14 protein-coding genes are annotated in these 17,825 nt (G+C 48.5%); 7 read left to right on the plus strand and 7 right to left on the minus strand.

Annotation, left to right across the window (positions count from 1 at the left end; translation table 11 throughout):
- Positions 1–111 precede the first annotated feature (111 nt).
- Positions 112–2,241 (plus strand): S9 family peptidase, encoded by a 2,130-nt coding sequence (locus HZF10_RS17210; RefSeq protein WP_176007480.1) that lies wholly within the window; start codon positions 112–114, stop codon positions 2,239–2,241.
- A 109-nt stretch (positions 2,242–2,350) separates the two neighbouring features.
- Here HZF10_RS17210 and HZF10_RS17215 read toward each other — a convergent pair whose 3' ends face one another.
- Positions 2,351–3,535, minus strand: coding sequence for an asparagine synthetase B (locus HZF10_RS17215; protein ID WP_371315665.1), 1,185 nt, complete (start codon positions 3,533–3,535; stop codon positions 2,351–2,353).
- Between the two features lie 181 nt (positions 3,536–3,716).
- On the opposite strand from HZF10_RS17215, the gene HZF10_RS17220 reads away from it, so the two are divergent.
- Positions 3,717–5,414 (plus strand): sensor histidine kinase, encoded by a 1,698-nt coding sequence (locus HZF10_RS17220; protein ID WP_176007482.1) that lies wholly within the window; start codon positions 3,717–3,719, stop codon positions 5,412–5,414.
- Positions 5,415–5,489: 75 nt separating this feature from the next.
- Here HZF10_RS17220 and dnaB read toward each other — a convergent pair whose 3' ends face one another.
- From dnaB to tgt, 5 genes are all read right to left on the minus strand, one after another.
- Entirely contained in the window at positions 5,490–7,031 is a 1,542-nt protein-coding gene (gene dnaB, locus HZF10_RS17225) for a replicative DNA helicase (RefSeq protein ID WP_176007483.1), read from the minus strand.
- A 141-nt stretch (positions 7,032–7,172) separates the two neighbouring features.
- A complete protein-coding gene (locus tag HZF10_RS17230; protein ID WP_176007484.1) occupies positions 7,173–8,126 on the minus strand; it encodes an acetyl-CoA carboxylase carboxyltransferase subunit alpha in 954 nt (317 codons plus the stop codon).
- Positions 8,127–8,267: 141 nt separating this feature from the next.
- Complete coding sequence (locus HZF10_RS17235) at positions 8,268–9,155, minus strand: DMT family transporter (RefSeq protein WP_176007485.1); 888 nt, start codon at positions 9,153–9,155, stop codon at positions 8,268–8,270.
- Positions 9,142–10,227: an LptF/LptG family permease gene (locus tag HZF10_RS17240; RefSeq protein WP_176007486.1), complete on the minus strand. Its 1,086-nt coding sequence runs from the start codon at positions 10,225–10,227 to the stop codon at positions 9,142–9,144. Before HZF10_RS17240 ends, HZF10_RS17235 begins: the two co-directional genes overlap by 14 nt.
- A gap of 28 nt (positions 10,228–10,255) precedes the next feature.
- Positions 10,256–11,386 (minus strand): tRNA guanosine(34) transglycosylase Tgt, encoded by a 1,131-nt coding sequence (gene tgt / locus HZF10_RS17245; protein ID WP_176007487.1) that lies wholly within the window; start codon positions 11,384–11,386, stop codon positions 10,256–10,258.
- Positions 11,387–11,618: 232 nt separating this feature from the next.
- Between tgt and HZF10_RS17250 the strand changes: the two genes are divergently transcribed.
- The 5 genes from HZF10_RS17250 to HZF10_RS17270 all read left to right on the plus strand — a co-directional run bounded on the left by HZF10_RS17250 (position 11,619) and on the right by HZF10_RS17270 (position 16,406).
- Positions 11,619–12,113, plus strand: coding sequence for a VOC family protein (locus HZF10_RS17250; RefSeq protein WP_176007488.1), 495 nt, complete (start codon positions 11,619–11,621; stop codon positions 12,111–12,113).
- Between the two features lie 359 nt (positions 12,114–12,472).
- Complete coding sequence (locus HZF10_RS17255; RefSeq protein ID WP_176007489.1) at positions 12,473–12,919, plus strand: SRPBCC family protein; 447 nt, start codon at positions 12,473–12,475, stop codon at positions 12,917–12,919.
- Positions 12,920–13,080: 161 nt separating this feature from the next.
- A complete protein-coding gene (locus HZF10_RS17260) occupies positions 13,081–14,493 on the plus strand; it encodes a glycoside hydrolase family 30 protein (protein WP_176007490.1) in 1,413 nt (470 codons plus the stop codon).
- Positions 14,493–15,419: a transglutaminase domain-containing protein gene (locus HZF10_RS18120; protein ID WP_371315663.1), complete on the plus strand. Its 927-nt coding sequence runs from the start codon at positions 14,493–14,495 to the stop codon at positions 15,417–15,419. Before HZF10_RS17260 ends, HZF10_RS18120 begins: the two co-directional genes overlap by 1 nt.
- A gap of 144 nt (positions 15,420–15,563) precedes the next feature.
- Complete coding sequence (locus tag HZF10_RS17270) at positions 15,564–16,406, plus strand: T9SS type A sorting domain-containing protein (RefSeq protein ID WP_176007491.1); 843 nt, start codon at positions 15,564–15,566, stop codon at positions 16,404–16,406.
- A 6-nt stretch (positions 16,407–16,412) separates the two neighbouring features.
- On the opposite strand, the gene HZF10_RS17275 is transcribed toward HZF10_RS17270, so the two are convergent.
- On the minus strand, positions 16,413–17,765 hold the full coding sequence (locus tag HZF10_RS17275) for a hypothetical protein (RefSeq protein ID WP_176007492.1): 1,353 nt from the start codon (positions 17,763–17,765) through the stop codon (positions 16,413–16,415).
- Positions 17,766–17,825: the final 60 nt, after the last annotated feature.

Raw genomic sequence — 17,825 nt, forward strand, 5'->3', positions numbered from 1 at the left:
AATTAGTGAAATTCGTGACATTCGTGGCTTTTTTATAAATGCCTCGTAACAAATACCCGTGACACACGACCAACGTGCAATTCGTTACATTTGCATTCCAACTACAAACTTATGATCAGAAAAATAACCTTGGCGTTAAGCCTTTTCGTGGCCGTTTCCGCATCGGCACAAACCCAAACACTGACGCTCGAACAAGGCGTTTTACAACAATTCAGACAATTTCGCGCCGACGGCATGTTGGGTTTCCAATGGATTCCGAACACATCGAATTACGTGTTTTTCGGCGAAGGCGGACGCAAACTCATGACCGCGTCACAGGCCAACCAAACCGCGAGTGAGCTGGTCACTTTGGCCGACTTGAACAAAGCCACGGGAGCTGACTTCAAAGGCTTTTTCGGAATCGTTTTCAAGAATTCGGATGCGTTCATCCTCGCATCGGGAACTAAATATTACGAATACAACTTCAAGACGAAATCTGGCAAAATGCTCGCTGAAATCCCGGCCGAAGCCGAAAACGCGACGTGGAACGAAGACCACAACGGCATTGCGTTCACCGAAGCCAACAACCTGTATTTTTGGAAAGACGGAGCGAAAAAAGCCGTGACTTCCGAAAGCAACAAAGGCATCGTTTCGGGTGCGTCGATCGCAAGGAACGAATTCGGTATCAACGGCGGGATTTTTTGGTCGCCAAAAGGAAATCTGCTTGCGTTCTATCAAAAAGACGAAACCGAAGTGGCCGATTATCCGCTGCTCGACATCAACGAAACGCCTGGAAAACTTGTGAATATCAAGTATCCGATGATCGGACAGAAAAGCGAAAAACCCAAAGTCGGGATTTACAACATCGCTTCGGGAAAATCGGTTTTCATTTCTCCAAAAGGCGCGTCGGACGATTATTTGACGAATCTTTCGTGGACGCCCGATGAAAAATTCGTGCTTGTCGCCGAAGTGAATCGCGCACAGAACAACATGCATTTGAATCTGTACGATGCGAATTCGGGTGCTTTTGTTCGCACTTTGGTCGAAGAAAAATCGGAAGCGTGGACAGAACCGGAACATGCGGCATTTTTCCCGAGCGCGAAATCGAACAACTTCGTTTGGGAAAGCGAAACAGACGGTTTCAACAACTTCTACTACTATTCCATCGACGGAAAACTCATCAAGAAATTGACGTCGAATAAATTCATGGCGCGCGAAATCATCGGAAGCAATCCGGCCGGAACCGAGTTTTACTTCAAGGCGACAGGCCCGAACCCAACGAACATGCTCGTTTACAAAGTCGATCTGAAAGGCAAGCAGACGCTTCTCACCAAAGACGAAGGCGTGCACAACGTCGCGATCTCTACAGACGGGACTTTGGTTTTCGACGAGTATTCGAACCATTCGACTCCGGGAAAATCGCTGATTTGGGACAAGTCCGGCAAAGCGAAAACATTGGTCGAAAGCGCGAACAAATATAAAGACGTCATCATGGGCACGTCTGAAGTCAAAACGATCAAGGCTGCCGACGGAAAAACCGATTTGTATACGCGTCTGATCAAGCCGAGCAACTTCGACGCGAACAAAAAATATCCGGTTTTGGTTTACGTGTATGGCGGACCTCATGCGCAATTGGTCACGAATTCCTATTTGGACGGTGCCAATTTGTGGATGTTCTGGATGGCCGAACAAGGTTATCTCGTGTTTACCGTTGACGGACGCGGATCGGACAACCGTGGCGTAGCTTTCGAAAGCGTGATCCACGGACGCGTCGGTGTCAATGAGATCGACGATCAATTGGCAGGCGTGAATTACTTGAAATCGCTTCCGTACGTAGACGGCAACCGTTTGGCCGTGCACGGATGGAGTTTCGGCGGATTCATGACAACTTCACTCATGCTGCGCAAACCGGACGTGTTTAAAGTAGGCGTCGCCGGCGGACCGGTTACGGATTGGAAATATTACGAAGTCATGTACGGCGAACGTTACATGGACACGCCGGCCGAAAACCAAAAAGGTTTCGACGAAGCCAGTACGCTCAACTATGTTAAAGATTTGAAAGGAAAACTATTGTTGATCCACGGAACGAGTGACGATGTGGTCGTGATGCAGCAGAATTTCGCGTTGATCAAGAAATTCGTAGAAGCGAACAAACAGGTCGATTTCTTTGCCTATCCGATGCACAAACACAATGTGATCGGACGTGACCGCGTGCATTTGATGCAGAAGGTTTTGGATTATGTGATCGAGAATAATAAATAGTGCCTGAGTGAAAATACAAAATCAAAAAGTCGGATCACAAACGGTCCGACTTTTTTATGCTTTTTGTTGACGTGGATTTCTTTTTCTAAAAACTACCTGGATACCCTTTTCAGGTCTTTTGCTTTTTCTTTCTAGCGGCCGGAAACAACACATTGTTCAAAATCAACCGGAAGCCCGGTGAATTCGGGTGAAGATCGAGAACCGTCGGTTCGTCACCAACGCGGTGTTGGTAATCTTCGGGGTCGTGTCCGCCGTAAAACGTGAACATGCCTTTTCCTTTTTGTCCGTGGATATAACGCGCTTCTCCATCAATCTGGCACTCGCCCAAAACCAGGATGTTCGATTTGACCAGATCGCGTTCAAAAGCCGTTGTCTGCCCCATAAAACCCTTGACGAGTTGCGTGTGATTTTGGCAAAGCATGCTTGGAATCACATCCCATTTGGCCGAAAACTCCATCAAGGTGAAATAGTCTTTCTCGAATGGCACGCGACGTTTGTCGGTCATGTCGATATCTGAAAATTCATAGCGTTCGGGACGCCTTTCCAAAGTAAAATCCTTGAACGCGAAGCATTTCGAATAGTCGAGTTTGGATTGGTAGTTGGGTTCGCTCGCGTCTCCGTCAAACATGGGTTCGCAGATGTCGATGCCTTCCGATGCAAGCGCGATGTCGAAACTGTCGGTGGCCGAGCACATCGCGAACATGAATCCGCCGCCGATCACGAAATCGCGCACCTTTTTGGCGACGGCCAGTTTTTCCTGCGAAACTTTATCGTATCCGAGCTTTTTGGCCAAAGCTTCGGCGTTTTTCTTTTCCTCTATATACCAAGGTGCGTTGCGGTACATACCGTAAAACTTACCGTATTGGCCCGTGAAATCCTCGTGATGCAAGTGCAGCCAATCGTACAATAGCAATTGGTCGGAGAGTACTTCCTCGTCGTACACTTCGGTATACGGGATTTCGGCATATTTGAGAACCAACGTCACGGCGTCGTCCCAAGGCTGTTTTCCTTTTGGCGTGTACACTGCAATTTTAGGCGCTTTTTCGAGCACCACGGTTTCCATATTCTGGGACGGGCTCGAAATTTCATCGAGGATGGAATTGGCTTGTCCGTCCGACAAAACTTCGAAACTCACGCCACGAATCTGGCATTCCTTGCGGATTTCGGGCGCGTCGGGCAACAGGAAAGATCCGCCGCGATAATTGAGCAGCCAGCTCGCCTTGTATTGTTTATCAAGCGCCCAATACGTGATCCCGTAAGCTTTCAGATGGTTCTGCTGACCGGTCTCGTCCATCGGCAGCAAGATGAAGTTCGCGTTTCCGACAACGGAAAAAACCAAAAACAACGCGATAAAAATTCTCCTCAAAAACATCATGTCCATTTTGCGTAAAGATAAACGTTAATCCCTTGAAAATAATTCGTTGAGAGCTAAAAAATCCCTAATTATGCACCCGCAAATCTGATTCCCCAAATCGATGATCCGCTTCCTACTTCTGAGCCTGAGTTTGTTGGCCTTGCATTCCGCACATGGCCAAACGACCGATTTGGTCAAGGCCAACGAAGACATCCAACAACTTATTTACGACAACAAATACAACGAGGCACAAAGCCGCATTTACGAACTTTTGCGCAGCGGCAACATCGACAAGCGTGAAGAAATGGTACTTTACGTGTTCTTGAGCGACATCAAGCGCATCCTAGTCTCAAAAGACGAAGGCATGAAATTCGCGCGAAAAGCGTTGGCCGTGACCTACGAAGACAAAAAGACGGGATTGCGCGCACGGTCGTTGGCCTATCACGTGATCGCGAACATCCATTTCGAGAAACAGGAGTACGATTCGGCTTATTATTATGCCGAAAAATCGATTCGTCAAGCCAAAAAATACAGCGATTCGGAACGTTACCTGAATACGAGGATTTCGAATTTGCCGATTATCGGATATTATTTTCTCGAAAAAGGAAAACTCGACGAAGCCGAAAAAACGCTTTTCGAATCGAAACGACTGTTCGAGGAAACCGACAACGAATGCGAAATCCCGCTTCAGCTGCTGAAACTCGCCGATCTTGAAATCAAGCGCAAGAACCTTCCGAAAGCCGAACGTTATGCGTTGCGCGCACGTGAAATGGCCGATAGCTGCTCGGTGAACAATTACGTATTGGCTTCCTATTCGAAACTCATCGACATCTATCTGTTGCAAAACGACGCCAAAAAGATGTTGTTCTGCGTGCAGAAACGCGACAGCCTGAACCATTCCAAAAGTATGGACGAGCAACGCAAGAACGCCGAAGTGCTCGAAGCCCGTTACGACGCCATGATGAGCCAACAGGAAAGCAAAGTGTTCCGATTAAGGGCCGAAGCCCAGGAAAGCCGCAATTGGATGTGGATCGGAATCAGCGGGATTTTGACCGTTTCGTTGGCCGTGGCGATTTGGCTGGCCGTGCGCATGAAACAGAAGAAACGCCTGATTTCGCGTCAAAAAAACGAAGTTGAACGGCTCAACTTGCTCAACCGAAAGATTTTCTCGGTGATTTCTCACGATTTCAAAGGCCCGCTGCACAACCTTCAAGGTTCGGTCGCCATGGTCGAAGACGATTATCTCGATGCCGAAACGTTCAAGGAAATCGCGTCGACGATAGGTTCCCAAACCGAACAGGCGAGCCTTGTACTCGAAAACCTGCTCAATTGGGCGAAATCTGAAATCCACGACCCGAAAGGCGGACCGGAAACGGCTTTTCCTAAAATCATCGCCCACGAAATCGCTTCCCAGCTCGAACCTGCGATACACGACAAAAACCTGTCCGTCGAGATCGACTTGCCGCAAACGCTGCAAGTGAAAATCCAGCCCGACAAATTGCGCATCATTTACCGCAACCTGTTAAGCAACGCGATCAAATACAGTTTCGAGCAAGGAAAAATAACGTTGGGATACGAACCCGTGCGACATTGCCTTTTCGTACGCGATGAAGGTATCGGAATCGACCTTAAAACACTCGAAAAATTATTCGCGAATGCCGTAGATTCCGGAAAAGGAACACATCGCGAAAGCGGTTACGGCATAGGATTGCAGATCACATCGGAACTCGTGCGAAAATCGAAAGGGAAAATCCGAGCCGAGAACAATGACGGAAAAGGCGCTACGATCTACTTCTGCCTCGAAGTCGTAAATCTTTGACCAAACAAAAATCCCGCTCAAAAAACGGGATTTTTCTATTCTAAAGCGAAGCGTATCCAAAACGCAGTGCGTCTTTTAAAACGGTACGTCGCTGTCGTCGTCGAAACTGTTCGCGCTGCTTCCGAAAGCCTCGTTCGGAGACGGAAGGCTCTTAGGCGAGAACGGCATGTCTTCGTTCATTTTGGATGAGAATTCTCCGAATCCGCCGCCAAAATCCTCAAGGTTGTCAAATTTACCTAGGTTTCCGATGAATTTGAGTCGGATGTTCTCGAGCGATCCGTTACGGTGCTTGGCGATGATGAACTCCGCCTGGCCGGCCGTAGGCGAATGCTCGTCATCGTCCCACTCGTCGATTTTATAGTATTCCGGACGATAGATGAACGATACGATATCGGCATCCTGCTCGATCGCACCCGATTCACGAAGGTCGGAAAGCAACGGGCGCTTGCTCGAACCACGCGTCTCGACGGCACGCGACAACTGCGAAAGCGCGATCACGGGAACGTTCAATTCCTTGGCGAGTGCCTTGAGATTTCGCGAAATCGTCGAGATTTCCTGTTCGCGATTTCCGCCGCCTTTGCCTGAACCTCCGGCCGTCATCAGCTGAAGGTAGTCGATCACGATCAACTTGATGCCGTATTGGGAAGCGAGACGCCTGCACTTGGCACGCAAGTCGAAAATCGAGAGCGAAGGCGTGTCATCTATGTACAAAGGCGCTTTTTCAAGGTCTTTCACTTTCGTGGACAATTGCTCCCATTCGTGTTTCTCGAGTTTTCCGGTACGCAGTTTTTCGGACGACAATCCGGTTTCCGAAGAAATCAGACGCGTGATGAGTTGTACCGACGACATCTCGAGCGAGAAAACCGCCACCGCCTGATTGAACTGTATCGCCATATTCCTGGCCATCGACAAAACGAAAGCCGTCTTACCCATACCCGGACGTGCCGCGATGATGATCAAATCGGACGGTTGCCATCCCGAAGTGACCTGGTCGAGCTTCTCGAAACCTGTGGCGACACCGCTCAACCCTTCGCGACCCGCAATTTCCTCGATGCGTTTTTTGGCTTGTAGCACAAGACTTTGGGCCGTTTCGGATGATCTTTTGATATTGCCTTGCGTGACTTCATACAAACGCGATTCGGCCTTGTCGAGCAAATCGAAAACGTCTGTGGTCTCGTCGTAGCATTCTTCGATGAGTTCCGAAGAAATGCGGATCAAGCTACGCTGTATAAACTTCTGGAGGATGATTCTCGAGTGGAATTCGATGTGAGCCGAAGACGAGATTTTCTGCGTGAGTTGGATCAGATAGAAATCGCCTCCCGCCAATTCGAGTTTCGCGTTCTTTTTGAGCTGAGCCGAAACCGTGAGCAAGTCAATCGGCTGCGAATCGGTGAACAACTGGAAAATCGCCTCGAAAATGTGCTTGTGCGCATCCTTGTAGAACGCATCGGCGGCCAGGATATCGATGACCTCGTCGACGCCTTTCTTGTCGATCATCATCGCGCCCAGAACCGCTTCCTCGAGGTCGACTGCCTGTGGCGGCAACTTGCCTTTCTCTAGGTTGATTATGGCCGTCTTATCGACTTTGACCGGGCTTATATTCCTGAAATTTTCCATGAAGCGAAAGTAAACTAATTCTCAAAAAATCGTTACCAGAGTTATAACGACCAAGCTGTTGATAAATGATAAAAAGTTGTTCATAAGGCAAAAAAAATCCGAAACCACAGGGCTTCGGATTCGATATGGTTTTGGAACGTGTTATTCCTTGAATTCGCCCATTTTGCTGTACTTATCCATTCTTTTGGCAATGAGTTTCTCTGTTGATAAGTCCTTGAGTTCGTCATAACCTTTGAGGATGTATTCCTGTACGTTCTTGAAAGCGGTCTCGCGATCGAAATGCGCACCTCCAAGCGGTTCAGGAATTACGTCGTCCACTAGTTTTTGCTTCTTCATGTCGGTAGACGTAAGTTTCAACGCTTCGGCCGCTTGCTCCTTGTAATCCCAGCTTTTCCAAAGGATGGATGAGCACGATTCCGGAGAAATTACCGAATACCATGTGTTTTCCATCATATATACTTTGTCGCCTACTCCTATTCCGAGTGCGCCACCCGAAGCACCTTCACCCACGATGATCGCGATTACGGGCACTTTAAGACGGATCATTTCGAAAATGTTGCGTGCGATGGCCTCGCCTTGTCCGCGTTCTTCGGCTTCAAGCCCCGGATACGCGCCCGGAGTGTCGATGAACGAAACTACGGGAATGTTGAATTTCTCGGCCATTTTCATCAGACGCAACGCCTTGCGGTACCCTTCCGGATTCGCCATACCGAAATTGCGGTACTGACGCGTCTTGGTGTTATACCCTTTCTGTTGGCCGATGATCATGAACGACTTGTCGCCGATCTTGCCCAATCCGCCTATCATCGCCTTGTCGTCCTTGAACGCGCGGTCGCCGAACAATTCGAGGAACGTTTCCCCGCAAAGGGCGCGCACGTAATCCATCGTATACGGACGGTTCGGGTGACGCGACAACTGCACGCGTTGCCAGGCGGTAAGGTTCTTGTATATTTTCTTTTTGGTTTCTTCGAGTTTCTTTTCGATCTGTTTGCAGGTATCGGTGACGTCTACGTTCGATTCCTGTCCGATGATCTGGCATTTGTCAAGCTGGTCTTCAAGCTCCTTGATCGGAAGCTCAAAATCTAAATATTCCATTGGTGGCGTATTTTAGTTTAGTTGAAGCGCAAAGATAGGGAGATTCTTTTGATTGTCCAGTCGTTGATTTGCCGATTTAAGACTCAAATCTAACAATCAATCTGCTTTCTGAAAATCTGTTTTCTGAAAATCTGCCTTCTGCTATTGCTCCTGTTTCTCGAATTTGTTCTTCACGATTCCGTTAAGCACGACTACGGCAATGATCACGGCCGCTCCGAAGTAAAAAGAAGTACTCATGCGCTCGCTTTCCCCGATCAGGAACCACGCGAGCACGATGCCGTAAACCGGTTCGAGATTCGTCGTAAGCATGACCGTATACGGCGTGAGTTTGCGCATCACGTTCACCGAAGCAGTAAACGCATAAGCCGTACAGATCGAGGCCAAAAGCGCGATCAACAGCCAATCGTTTATCGACAGCGAAAAGAATTCGGCCGTAAAACTACCGGTGATAAGCAAATAAATCGTCACGAACAGGAAGCCCGCGAGAAATTCGTAAAGCGTGATGACTTTCGCGTCGTGTTCCTGTATCAGTTTTCCGTTTAGCAACGTGAACATCACGCCGAAAAACACCGAAACGAGCGCCAACACCATGCCTTGCAGGTATCGGAATTCTACATTTAATATCAGGCACAACGCCCCGATGATCACCAATCCGAACAACACTTCGTACCACAACATCTTGCGGTTGTAGAACAACGGCTCGAAAACCGCCGCGAAAAAAGCGCCCATAGAGAACATGGCGAGCGTGATCGATACGTTCGAGACTTTTATGGCCGTAAAGAAAAGTATCCAGTGGATCGCGATCAGCAATCCGACGAAAGTCAGTTTGAGCAAGACTTTGCGCGATAGTTTATAAGGCGTTTTCGTGAATTTGAGCCATCCGAAAAGGAAAACCGATGCGATCAGCATGCGATACCACACCAAATCGGTGCCTCCGATCGAAATCAACCCGCCGAGTACGCCTGTAAATCCCCAAATGAAAACAATGAGGTGTAAATTGAGGTAGCTTTTGAGATTACCGCTTGGCATTGCGCAACAGATAAACGGCTAGGATTCCGAAAAGGAAATTAGGCAACCACACGGCCAAAAACGGCGGGATGCTCGATTTTTCTGCCAACGTCCCGAAAATCTTGTCGAAGAACACGAACGTGAACGCGATCCCGATCCCGATCGCGAGGTTCATTCCCATTCCGCCGCGACGTTTCATAGACGAAACCGCAACGGCGATGATCGTAAGGATGAATGCCGAAACGGGCAAGCTGTATTTCTTGTACAACACCACGAGATACGTATCGATATTGCCCGATCCGCGCTTGCGTTCCTTGGCGATAAAGTCGTTGAGTTCGCCCAAAGTCAGCGTTTCGGCTACGTAAACCGTCGGCGTAAGGTCTTCGAGCTCGAACGGGAAAACCGTATCCTTTTTGGCTTGTGCCTGGATGCGGTCGCCCAATGGCCCGACGTCACGGCGTTTGTAGCCGAACATCGTATATTTCTTGGTCTTTTCGTTGAATTTGATACGACCTGCGGTTATTTTGTATTCGAGTTTTTTGTTCTTGTCGAACTTCTCGAGCGTAAAGTCGAAGGCCATTTTCGAATTGTGATTGAAATTGCCTACGTGCAGGAAAACCTCGTCGTTGACCTGTCGGAAAACGTCGGCACTTTTGCGCATTTTTTCCTTTCCGCCGCCTTTGAGGTATTCGTATCGGAAATCGTTGAAACCCTGGCTGGCTTTGGGAACGACAAAAAATCCCGCGAGCAGGACCACGACCGAAACGATCGTCGCGCCCACGATATACGGTCGCAAAAACCTCGTGAACGAAATCCCCGAACTCAAGATCGCGATGATCTCTGTATTGTTGGCGAGTTTCGACGTAAACCAGATCACCGAAAGGAACAGGAAAATCGGGAACAGCAGATTCGCGAAATAAATCGTGAAATTGAGGTAATACAACGCGATCTCGAGAAACGGGATCTTGTTTTCTATCATCTTGTTCACCTTTTCGGATACGTCGATCACGATCCCGATCGGAATGAACATAAGCAACATCACCGTGAACGTGGCGAGGTAGCGTTTTAGGATGTAGAGGTCGATGATTTTCATTAGTGCTGAAGTGCGAGGTGCTTAAGTGCTAAAGTCTGTTGTCCATTTGCCGGACCATTTTCTCTTTCCACTCACGGAAATCTCCCGCTAATATATGTTTTCTCGCCTCACGCACCAACCACATATAAAACCCGAGGTTGTGTATCGTGGCGATTTGTTTTCCGAGGTATTCGTCGGCGACGAAAAGGTGGCGCAGATACGCTTTGGTATATTCGATATCGACAAACGTGTGGCCCATTTCGTCTACAGGCGAAAAGTCGTCGGCCCATTTTTTATTCTTGATGTTGATCGTGCCGTAAGCCGTGAACAACATGCCGTTTCTCGCATTTCTCGTCGGCATCACGCAATCGAACATGTCGATGCCGAGCGCGATGTTTTCGAGAATATTGATCGGTGTTCCGACGCCCATCAGGTAACGCGGCTTGTCTTCGGGAAGGATTTCGGTCACGACTTCGGTCATCGCGTACATTTCCTCGGCAGGCTCACCAACCGACAATCCGCCTATGGCATTGCCCAATTGTTGCGTATTGGCGATGTATTCGGCAGACTGGCGACGCAAATCCTTATACGTGCTTCCTTGCACGATCGGGAAAAACGTCTGTTCGTAACCGTATTTGTACGGCGTTTTTTCGAGATGCGTGATGCAACGCTCGAGCCAACGGTGCGTCATGTGCATCGAACGCTGCGCATAGCGGTAATCGCACGGATACGGCGTACATTCGTCGAATGCCATGATGATGTCGGCGCCTATCGTACGCTGGATTTCCATGACGTTTTCTGGAGTGAACACATGGTAAGACCCGTCGATGTGCGACTTGAACTTCACGCCTTCTTCCTTGATTTTTCTGTTTGCCGACAACGAATACACCTGATATCCGCCAGAATCGGTCAAAATATTGCGGTCCCAGTTCATGAACTTGTGCAATCCGCCGGCTTTTTCAAGTATCTGCGTTTGCGGACGTAAGTACAAATGGTAGGTATTCCCCAAAATGATATCGGGATTGATCTCTTGCTTAAGCTCGCGCTGATGGACACCCTTTACGGAAGCCACCGTTCCCACGGGCATAAAAATCGGCGTTTCGATGACGCCGTGATCGGTAGTGATTTTGCCCGCTCTCGCCTTGGTCTGCGGGTCTTTTTGTATAAGGTCGAATGTCATGTTATCGGCCGCTGGTTACGGCTGGCAAATATAGTCGAATTAAGCCATTGGAACAGGACACTTTAGTTCGATTTTAAGAGTTGCCGAAATTGTTTGATCCTTAAAGTTTGAAGTTATGACGTATTCTGCACGGTCGATTGTCGTTTTAGGCACTTATCCAAAACGCAAAAACCCGCTAACTTTGATGTATTGCCGGGAATAAAAAATAAACAATAACCATAAAAAATACGATATGAACATCCAAACCAACAACCAAAAAGTCGAACCGTTCCTTTGGTTCAACGACAATGCCGAAGAAGCCGTAAATCTTTACGTTTCGCTTTTCGACAATTCAAAAATCACGGCCGTTACGCGTTTCGGAAAAGAAGGCCCGGGCGCCGAAGGTTCTGTGATGACAATCGGATTCGAGCTCAGCGGTGTGCATTTCGCAGCCCTGAACGGCGGCCCTATGTACAAACTCACCGAAGCCTTCTCGCTTGTCGTACATTGTAAAGACCAGGCCGAAGTAGACAAATACTGGGATGCCTTGCTCGCCGACGGCGGACAGACTTTGGCCTGCGGATGGCTTACGGACAAATTCGGGGTCACATGGCAAATAGTCCCCGATAAATTTCTCGAATTCGTGAACTCGGGCGAACCCGAAAAAATTGCGCGCATGATGCAGGCCATGATGAAAATGATAAAACTCGACATCAAGGCTTTGGAAGATGCCTTCGAAGGAAACTGAATCCGGACACCTAAACTTTAGCACGTTCGCACCCGAGCACTTCAGCACTTTTAAAAAAAATTTCACATTCCACTGTAACAAAATCCGATTTCGCTCTTCTTTATAATAAATCATCAATCGCGATCAATCAACCAAGGACCGATCATCAATCACTTCAATCAGCACCGAATGCAAAATATTTCCCGCCTAATCAGCGGGATTTTTTGTTATTTGGACGAACAGACACACGAAAACGCTCCCGTATACTCTGCCAGTCTATTATCTATCCGGCTATCCTCTATTATCTTTAATCTGTTATCTAACAAAACTTTAAACCTCCCATCCATCCAAAATCCCTACCTTTAAAAAAACGACTAATTATGGACAACACACTAAACATCACACAATCGGTAGAGGTTCACGCTCCGGCGACCGAAGTCTGGAAAGGCCTCACCGAACCCGAACTCATCAAGCAATATTTCTTCGGAACCGAAATGGAAACGTCTTGGGAAAAAGGCGCCCCGATTTTCTGGCGAGGCGTTTGGGAAGGAAAGGAATACGAAGAAAAAGGCGAAGTGCTCGAAATCGACGAAGGAAATTCGGTGAGCATGAGTTATCTCACGGCCGGATTGGAAGACATCCCCGAAAACTATTCGGTAATCACGTTCGAAATCGAGACGCTCGATGACGAATTCTCGAAACTAACCGTTACGCAGGAAGGTTTCCGCAACCAGGAAGCCTGCGACCATTCACAGGAAAACTGGAAAATCGTGCTCGACGGATTGCGTAAAGTCGTAGAGAACCAAACCGATGAACAACTGAGTTGACCTGGTCATAACCGAATGAAATCCGGCGTTTCTGAATACAGAGCCGCCGGATTTTATTTTTATGGATTCCGGATTTCAGACACGGAATTCCCAAAACTTCAAACATTGCTGAAACAATTGCGCGCATCTTGCTAACTTTGGAAAAAAGACAATAAACCAACATGAACCTCTTAAAAACAACTGCGATTGCAGCCTTGATCGTCACTTCGGCGGCGGTTTCGGCCCAAAAAAAACAAACCGGAAAAGTCGAATCCTGGCTCACCAAAGGCGATAAGACGGTACTTTTCCAAAAACAACAGGATTTCGCGATGGTCGCCGCATCGGGGCTTGCCAACCGAAACAACATCACGGTCGACGCGAGCCAAACCTTCCAGACCATAGACGGTTTCGGGTATTGTCTCACCGGAGGAAGCGCCCAACTGATCTCGAAAATGGACGAAGCTTCCCAAACCGAACTTCTCAAAGACCTGTTTTCGACCGAAGGCAACGCGATCGGCATCAGCTACCTACGCGTAAGCATTGGCGCATCCGATCTGGACGACCATGTCTTTTCGTATGACGACATGCCTGTCGGAGAAACGGATCCGAACCTCAAAAAATTCAGTCTCGAGAACGACCGTCGCACCGGATTGATCCCGATCCTCAAAAAAATCCTCAAAATCAACCCCAAAATAAAAATCATGGGATCGCCGTGGTCGGCTCCCGTTTGGATGAAAACCAACGGAGACACACGCGGCGGCAGTCTCAAACCCGAATGGTACGGCGCCTATGCCGATTATTTCGTGAAATACATCCAAGGCATGAAAGCCGAAGGGATTGCGATCGACGCGATTACCGTCCAGAACGAGCCGCTACATCCCGGAAACAATCCGAGTATGTACATGGAAGCCAAAGACCAGGCGGTTTTCGTACGAGATCATTTGGGTCCGGCGTTCCAAGCTGCGGACATCAAAACCAAAATCATCGTATACGACCACAATTGCGACAAACCCGAATATCCGCTCGAGATTTTGGCCGATGCAAAAGCGAAACAATACGTAGACGGTTCTGCTTTCCATTTGTACGGAGGCACGATCGATGCCATGTCTAAAGTGCACGACGCCCATCCCGACAAAAATCTTTATTTCACCGAACAATGGACGGGCGGCCCCGGCGATTTCCCGAACGATTTGAAATGGAACGTCGAGCATCTGCTTATAGGCGCGACCCAAAATTGGGCAAAAACCGTTTTGCAATGGAATTTGGCCGCCGATCCGAACTACGATCCGCATACCGACCGCGGCGGTTGTACTTCTTGTATGGGCGCGGTGACGATAGGAGGTTCTAAAGTCGTCAAGAACGTAGCGTATTACCACATGGCGCACGCGTCGAAATTCGCGAGACCGGGTTCGAAAAGAATCAAGACCTCGACCATCGACGGATTGCCCAACGTCGCTTTCAAGACGCCCGACGGAAAAACCGTGCTTGTCGTCGTGAACACATCGGCCCAAAAGAAAAACTTCTCGGTATCGTACCAAGCCCAGTCGTTCGGCGCGAAACTCGATCCCGGTGCCGTGGTCACGTACATTTTCTGATGAAATTACGCGTCGCGAGACATACCAAAAATTTAAGCCCGATGATCGGATTCTACACCGAGGTCATCGGGCTTGAACATTTGGGAGGATTCGAAAACCACGACCGTTACGACGGCGTTTTCCTGGGTTTACCGAATGAAAATTGGGAAATCGAATTCACCGTTTCGGACGAACTTCCGGGGCATACTCCGGACGAGGACGACCTTTTGGTGTTCTATTTCAATTCGCGATTCGAAATGGAAGCCGTCATCAAACGCGCGATCAACAACGGGATTCTTCCAATCAAGGCAAAAAATCCGTATTGGAACAAGAACGGTATGACTTTGCCCGATCCCGACGGGTTTCTGGTGACTTTGGCGTTGCGTTCTCCTAAACTTGATTCGGATAAATTATTGTCGAAACAAGCCATTTCGTCGGGAATTCAAGATTGGGATTCATTGCTCGATCATGTACGCAACCTGCCTTACGGAAGAAATGCGAACCGTCACGACCTAAGCCTCGTCCTATCGGAAGCGAAAGGCAGCTGCAGCTCGAAGCACGCGTTGCTCAAAGCCATAGCCGACGAATCGGGAATCGATGCCAAACTTGTGATCGGCATCTATAAAATGAACCGTGAAAACACGCGCGGGATTGGGAAAACACTTGAAAATTCAGGGCTTGAATATGTTCCCGAAGCGCATTGTTATCTGAAATTCGGGCAACATCGATACGATTTTACGAATCCGCATTCCGACATTTCAAAAATTGAAACCGATCTACTGGAGGAAATCGAAATCACGCCGTCTCAAGTCGCCGATTTCAAAGTCCAATATCATAAGAACTTCATTAAAAAATGGATTTCGGATGAAAAAATCGCACTTAATTTCGACGCCGTTTGGCAATTGCGCGAGCGTTGCATCGAAGCGCTTTCCGAAAATAAATCCTAACCGTTTTACCCATTTCTTTTTTATCCGCATCGGCGTATTTTCATGCTTGCCTATGTCGGATTTTGCCTTTCCTAAAACAAAAGCCGCAAATCCTCATTGGCATCGGCACCGATTTCGGAAATACGTACCTTTAAGAAAAAAAGTATGAAAAGAACTTTACTCCTTTTGATTTCACTTGTGGCTTCTATGGCTGCATTTGCACAGTATCATCCGTTCCTTGACAATTCGGCCTGGAACGTGCGCATGTACAATTTCGGCGGATATTCCGACCATTACATACAACCCGGAACGCCCGTATCCGTGGACGGCATGGATTATATGCAATTCACCGACGCGGCTTTCGGCAACCAGACCGTCCTGATCCGCGAAGACATCCCTTCCAAAAAAGTCTACCGACGCATAGACGGTTCAGATGTATTGTTGTACGATTTCAGCCTTGAGGTCGGCGACACGTTCACGTTGCCCAACGGACAGACGCTCGCCATCGTCGAGATTTCGGAAGTTCCGACGGCCGACGGAGGCACGACCCGACGTTTTTTCATGAACAGTTTCGTGTTCAGCGAAGTGGTTTATGAAGGCGTTGGCGGCGACAACCATCCGTTCCGTTACCAATCGGAAATGCCTGCCGATCCGGCGCTTTACAACTATTGCAGTTATCAGGACGGCGTCAATATCTTCAATTTCGGACTGGCCAACGGAGGCACGCCGACCGATTGCAATTCGCTTGGTTTGCCGACTTCGCGCATCGCCGACGTGAAGTTGTATCCGAACCCGTTTTCGCGACAGTTCACGATTTCTAACGATTCTGGATTTTCGGATGCCGATATCAAGCTGTTCGACGTCACCGGACGCGAAGTGCGCACTTTGAAACATATGAGCGGAAACCAGATCGAGATTCCGCGCGCGAATTTGGTCTCGGGAATTTACGCGTTGCAAATCGAGGAAAACGGAAAAGTCATTTCGAGAAAAAAATTGGTCGTCGAGTAAGTCGCGTCACATTTTCATCAACGCAGGATACAACCTGAGATATACTTCGAACGCCATCGGATTTTTGCCGTAAAGCGCATCCAATCGGCTTGAACTTGCATAAAAACTGAATTGACCGCCAGCCGCGAGATTCAGTTTTTTGAGTTTTAGCACGTCGTAACTGCTGCCGATCGTAAGTGCGTTTACAGGAAATACCGTGTGTTCTCCAAACTCCTCTTCATCGAGATTCAATTCTTCGACGGATTTCTGCACGAATTCGTATTTGCCGTAAACGGCCAGCCTTCTTTTATTCCAGGCGGCTTCAAACAAAGCGGCGTGTTCGGCATCGTGCCCTTTGGATTTGTTCATGCCCCAAAGTGCGGTCGCGTTGAACCAGCCGTCGTCGGTCAAAGGCAAACTATAGGTTGCGGATGCGGTAGTCCGGTTCACGTCTTCGTCGGGATGCAGCGCTTCGGGCTCTTTGATGAAACCGTGTGAAACCTGCAATGCCCAGTTTCGGTTCGGATTAAACGACAATCGGCCCGAATAACTGTCGAATTTCGGTTTGTCGAAATCGTAACGGTGTTCGTTAGGTTCGCGTCCGGTAAACGACGAGCCTTCAATCTTGAACTTCCCATATCGCAAACCGATCGTTGCGACCCCGAACGTAATGTGCGTCGCGTCTACCCAATGATGGCTCAAAGGCGCGTCGGGATTGTAAAGAGACGAAGGCCGATGCATGAACGCGACGGCTCCGAGTGCGGGTTCTCCGGGATAACCGACGTAGACGAACGCATCCATATCTTTTGTGAACGAATGCGCATAACTTACCGACAATTCCGAAAACAGATCGTGCGGATGCTGCCTGTCTACAAGCGGATTGCCGCGATACGCCTCGCCGCTTTGAAAAAGCAACGGATAGCCGTCGTTTCCGCCTGTGGCCGCATCGAACGAAAACATCGTATTGAAATGGAAAAGTCCTTTTTTGCCGATGGGTTTCTGTCCCATGAACATAAGCCAGTTCGGAGCGTCGAACTCGTCATCGCCTCGACTTCCGCGATCGGTGAAATCCTGGTTGTTATAGCGCGCAAAAAGATTGCCGTGTGCCATGAACATCCAATCGTTTTCATGGAACATCAAGCCGTACATGGGCGATGCATCGGGCAACCAACCCGTTCCCGAAGCGTTTCGGTTCATCGGTAAATTGCGTGAAAAAGCGTGCGACATTTGATGCATTTCGTGCATGGTTTCGGTTGAGTCCGATTTCATTTCGTGCATCTGGTGGTTTTGCGGCACGTCTTTTTTCGTTTGATGATGGTCGTGTTGCGCGAATCCGGCAACGCCCACAAAGAATAAGAGTGTAAAGAATATTTTGGTCATGACGATCGGTATTTAGACATATCCAAAACTAAAAAAGCCGACTCGAAAGCCGGCTATACA

Origin of the sequence: Flavobacterium agri, assembly GCF_013401995.1 — a bacterium.
Taxonomy (GTDB): Bacteria; Bacteroidota; Bacteroidia; order Flavobacteriales; family Flavobacteriaceae; genus Flavobacterium; species Flavobacterium agri.

Excerpts from the sequence above, each read along its gene's own strand:
- HZF10_RS17210 (WP_176007480.1), top strand. The coding sequence starts at position 112 with ATGATCAGAAAAATAACCTTGGCGTTAAGCCTTTTCGTGGCCGTTTCC.
- HZF10_RS17215 (WP_371315665.1), bottom strand. The coding sequence starts at position 3,535 with ATGGACGAGACCGGTCAGCAGAACCATCTGAAAGCTTACGGGATCACG.
- HZF10_RS17220 (WP_176007482.1), top strand. The coding sequence starts at position 3,717 with ATGATCCGCTTCCTACTTCTGAGCCTGAGTTTGTTGGCCTTGCATTCC.
- dnaB (WP_176007483.1), bottom strand. The coding sequence starts at position 7,031 with ATGGAAAATTTCAGGAATATAAGCCCGGTCAAAGTCGATAAGACGGCC.
- HZF10_RS17230 (WP_176007484.1), bottom strand. The coding sequence starts at position 8,126 with ATGGAATATTTAGATTTTGAGCTTCCGATCAAGGAGCTTGAAGACCAG.
- HZF10_RS17235 (WP_176007485.1), bottom strand. The coding sequence starts at position 9,155 with ATGCCAAGCGGTAATCTCAAAAGCTACCTCAATTTACACCTCATTGTT.
- HZF10_RS17240 (WP_176007486.1), bottom strand. The coding sequence starts at position 10,227 with ATGAAAATCATCGACCTCTACATCCTAAAACGCTACCTCGCCACGTTC.
- tgt (WP_176007487.1), bottom strand. The coding sequence starts at position 11,386 with ATGACATTCGACCTTATACAAAAAGACCCGCAGACCAAGGCGAGAGCG.
- HZF10_RS17250 (WP_176007488.1), top strand. The coding sequence starts at position 11,619 with ATGAACATCCAAACCAACAACCAAAAAGTCGAACCGTTCCTTTGGTTC.
- HZF10_RS17255 (WP_176007489.1), top strand. The coding sequence starts at position 12,473 with ATGGACAACACACTAAACATCACACAATCGGTAGAGGTTCACGCTCCG.
- HZF10_RS17260 (WP_176007490.1), top strand. The coding sequence starts at position 13,081 with ATGAACCTCTTAAAAACAACTGCGATTGCAGCCTTGATCGTCACTTCG.
- HZF10_RS18120 (WP_371315663.1), top strand. The coding sequence starts at position 14,493 with ATGAAATTACGCGTCGCGAGACATACCAAAAATTTAAGCCCGATGATC.
- HZF10_RS17270 (WP_176007491.1), top strand. The coding sequence starts at position 15,564 with ATGAAAAGAACTTTACTCCTTTTGATTTCACTTGTGGCTTCTATGGCT.
- HZF10_RS17275 (WP_176007492.1), bottom strand. The coding sequence starts at position 17,765 with ATGACCAAAATATTCTTTACACTCTTATTCTTTGTGGGCGTTGCCGGA.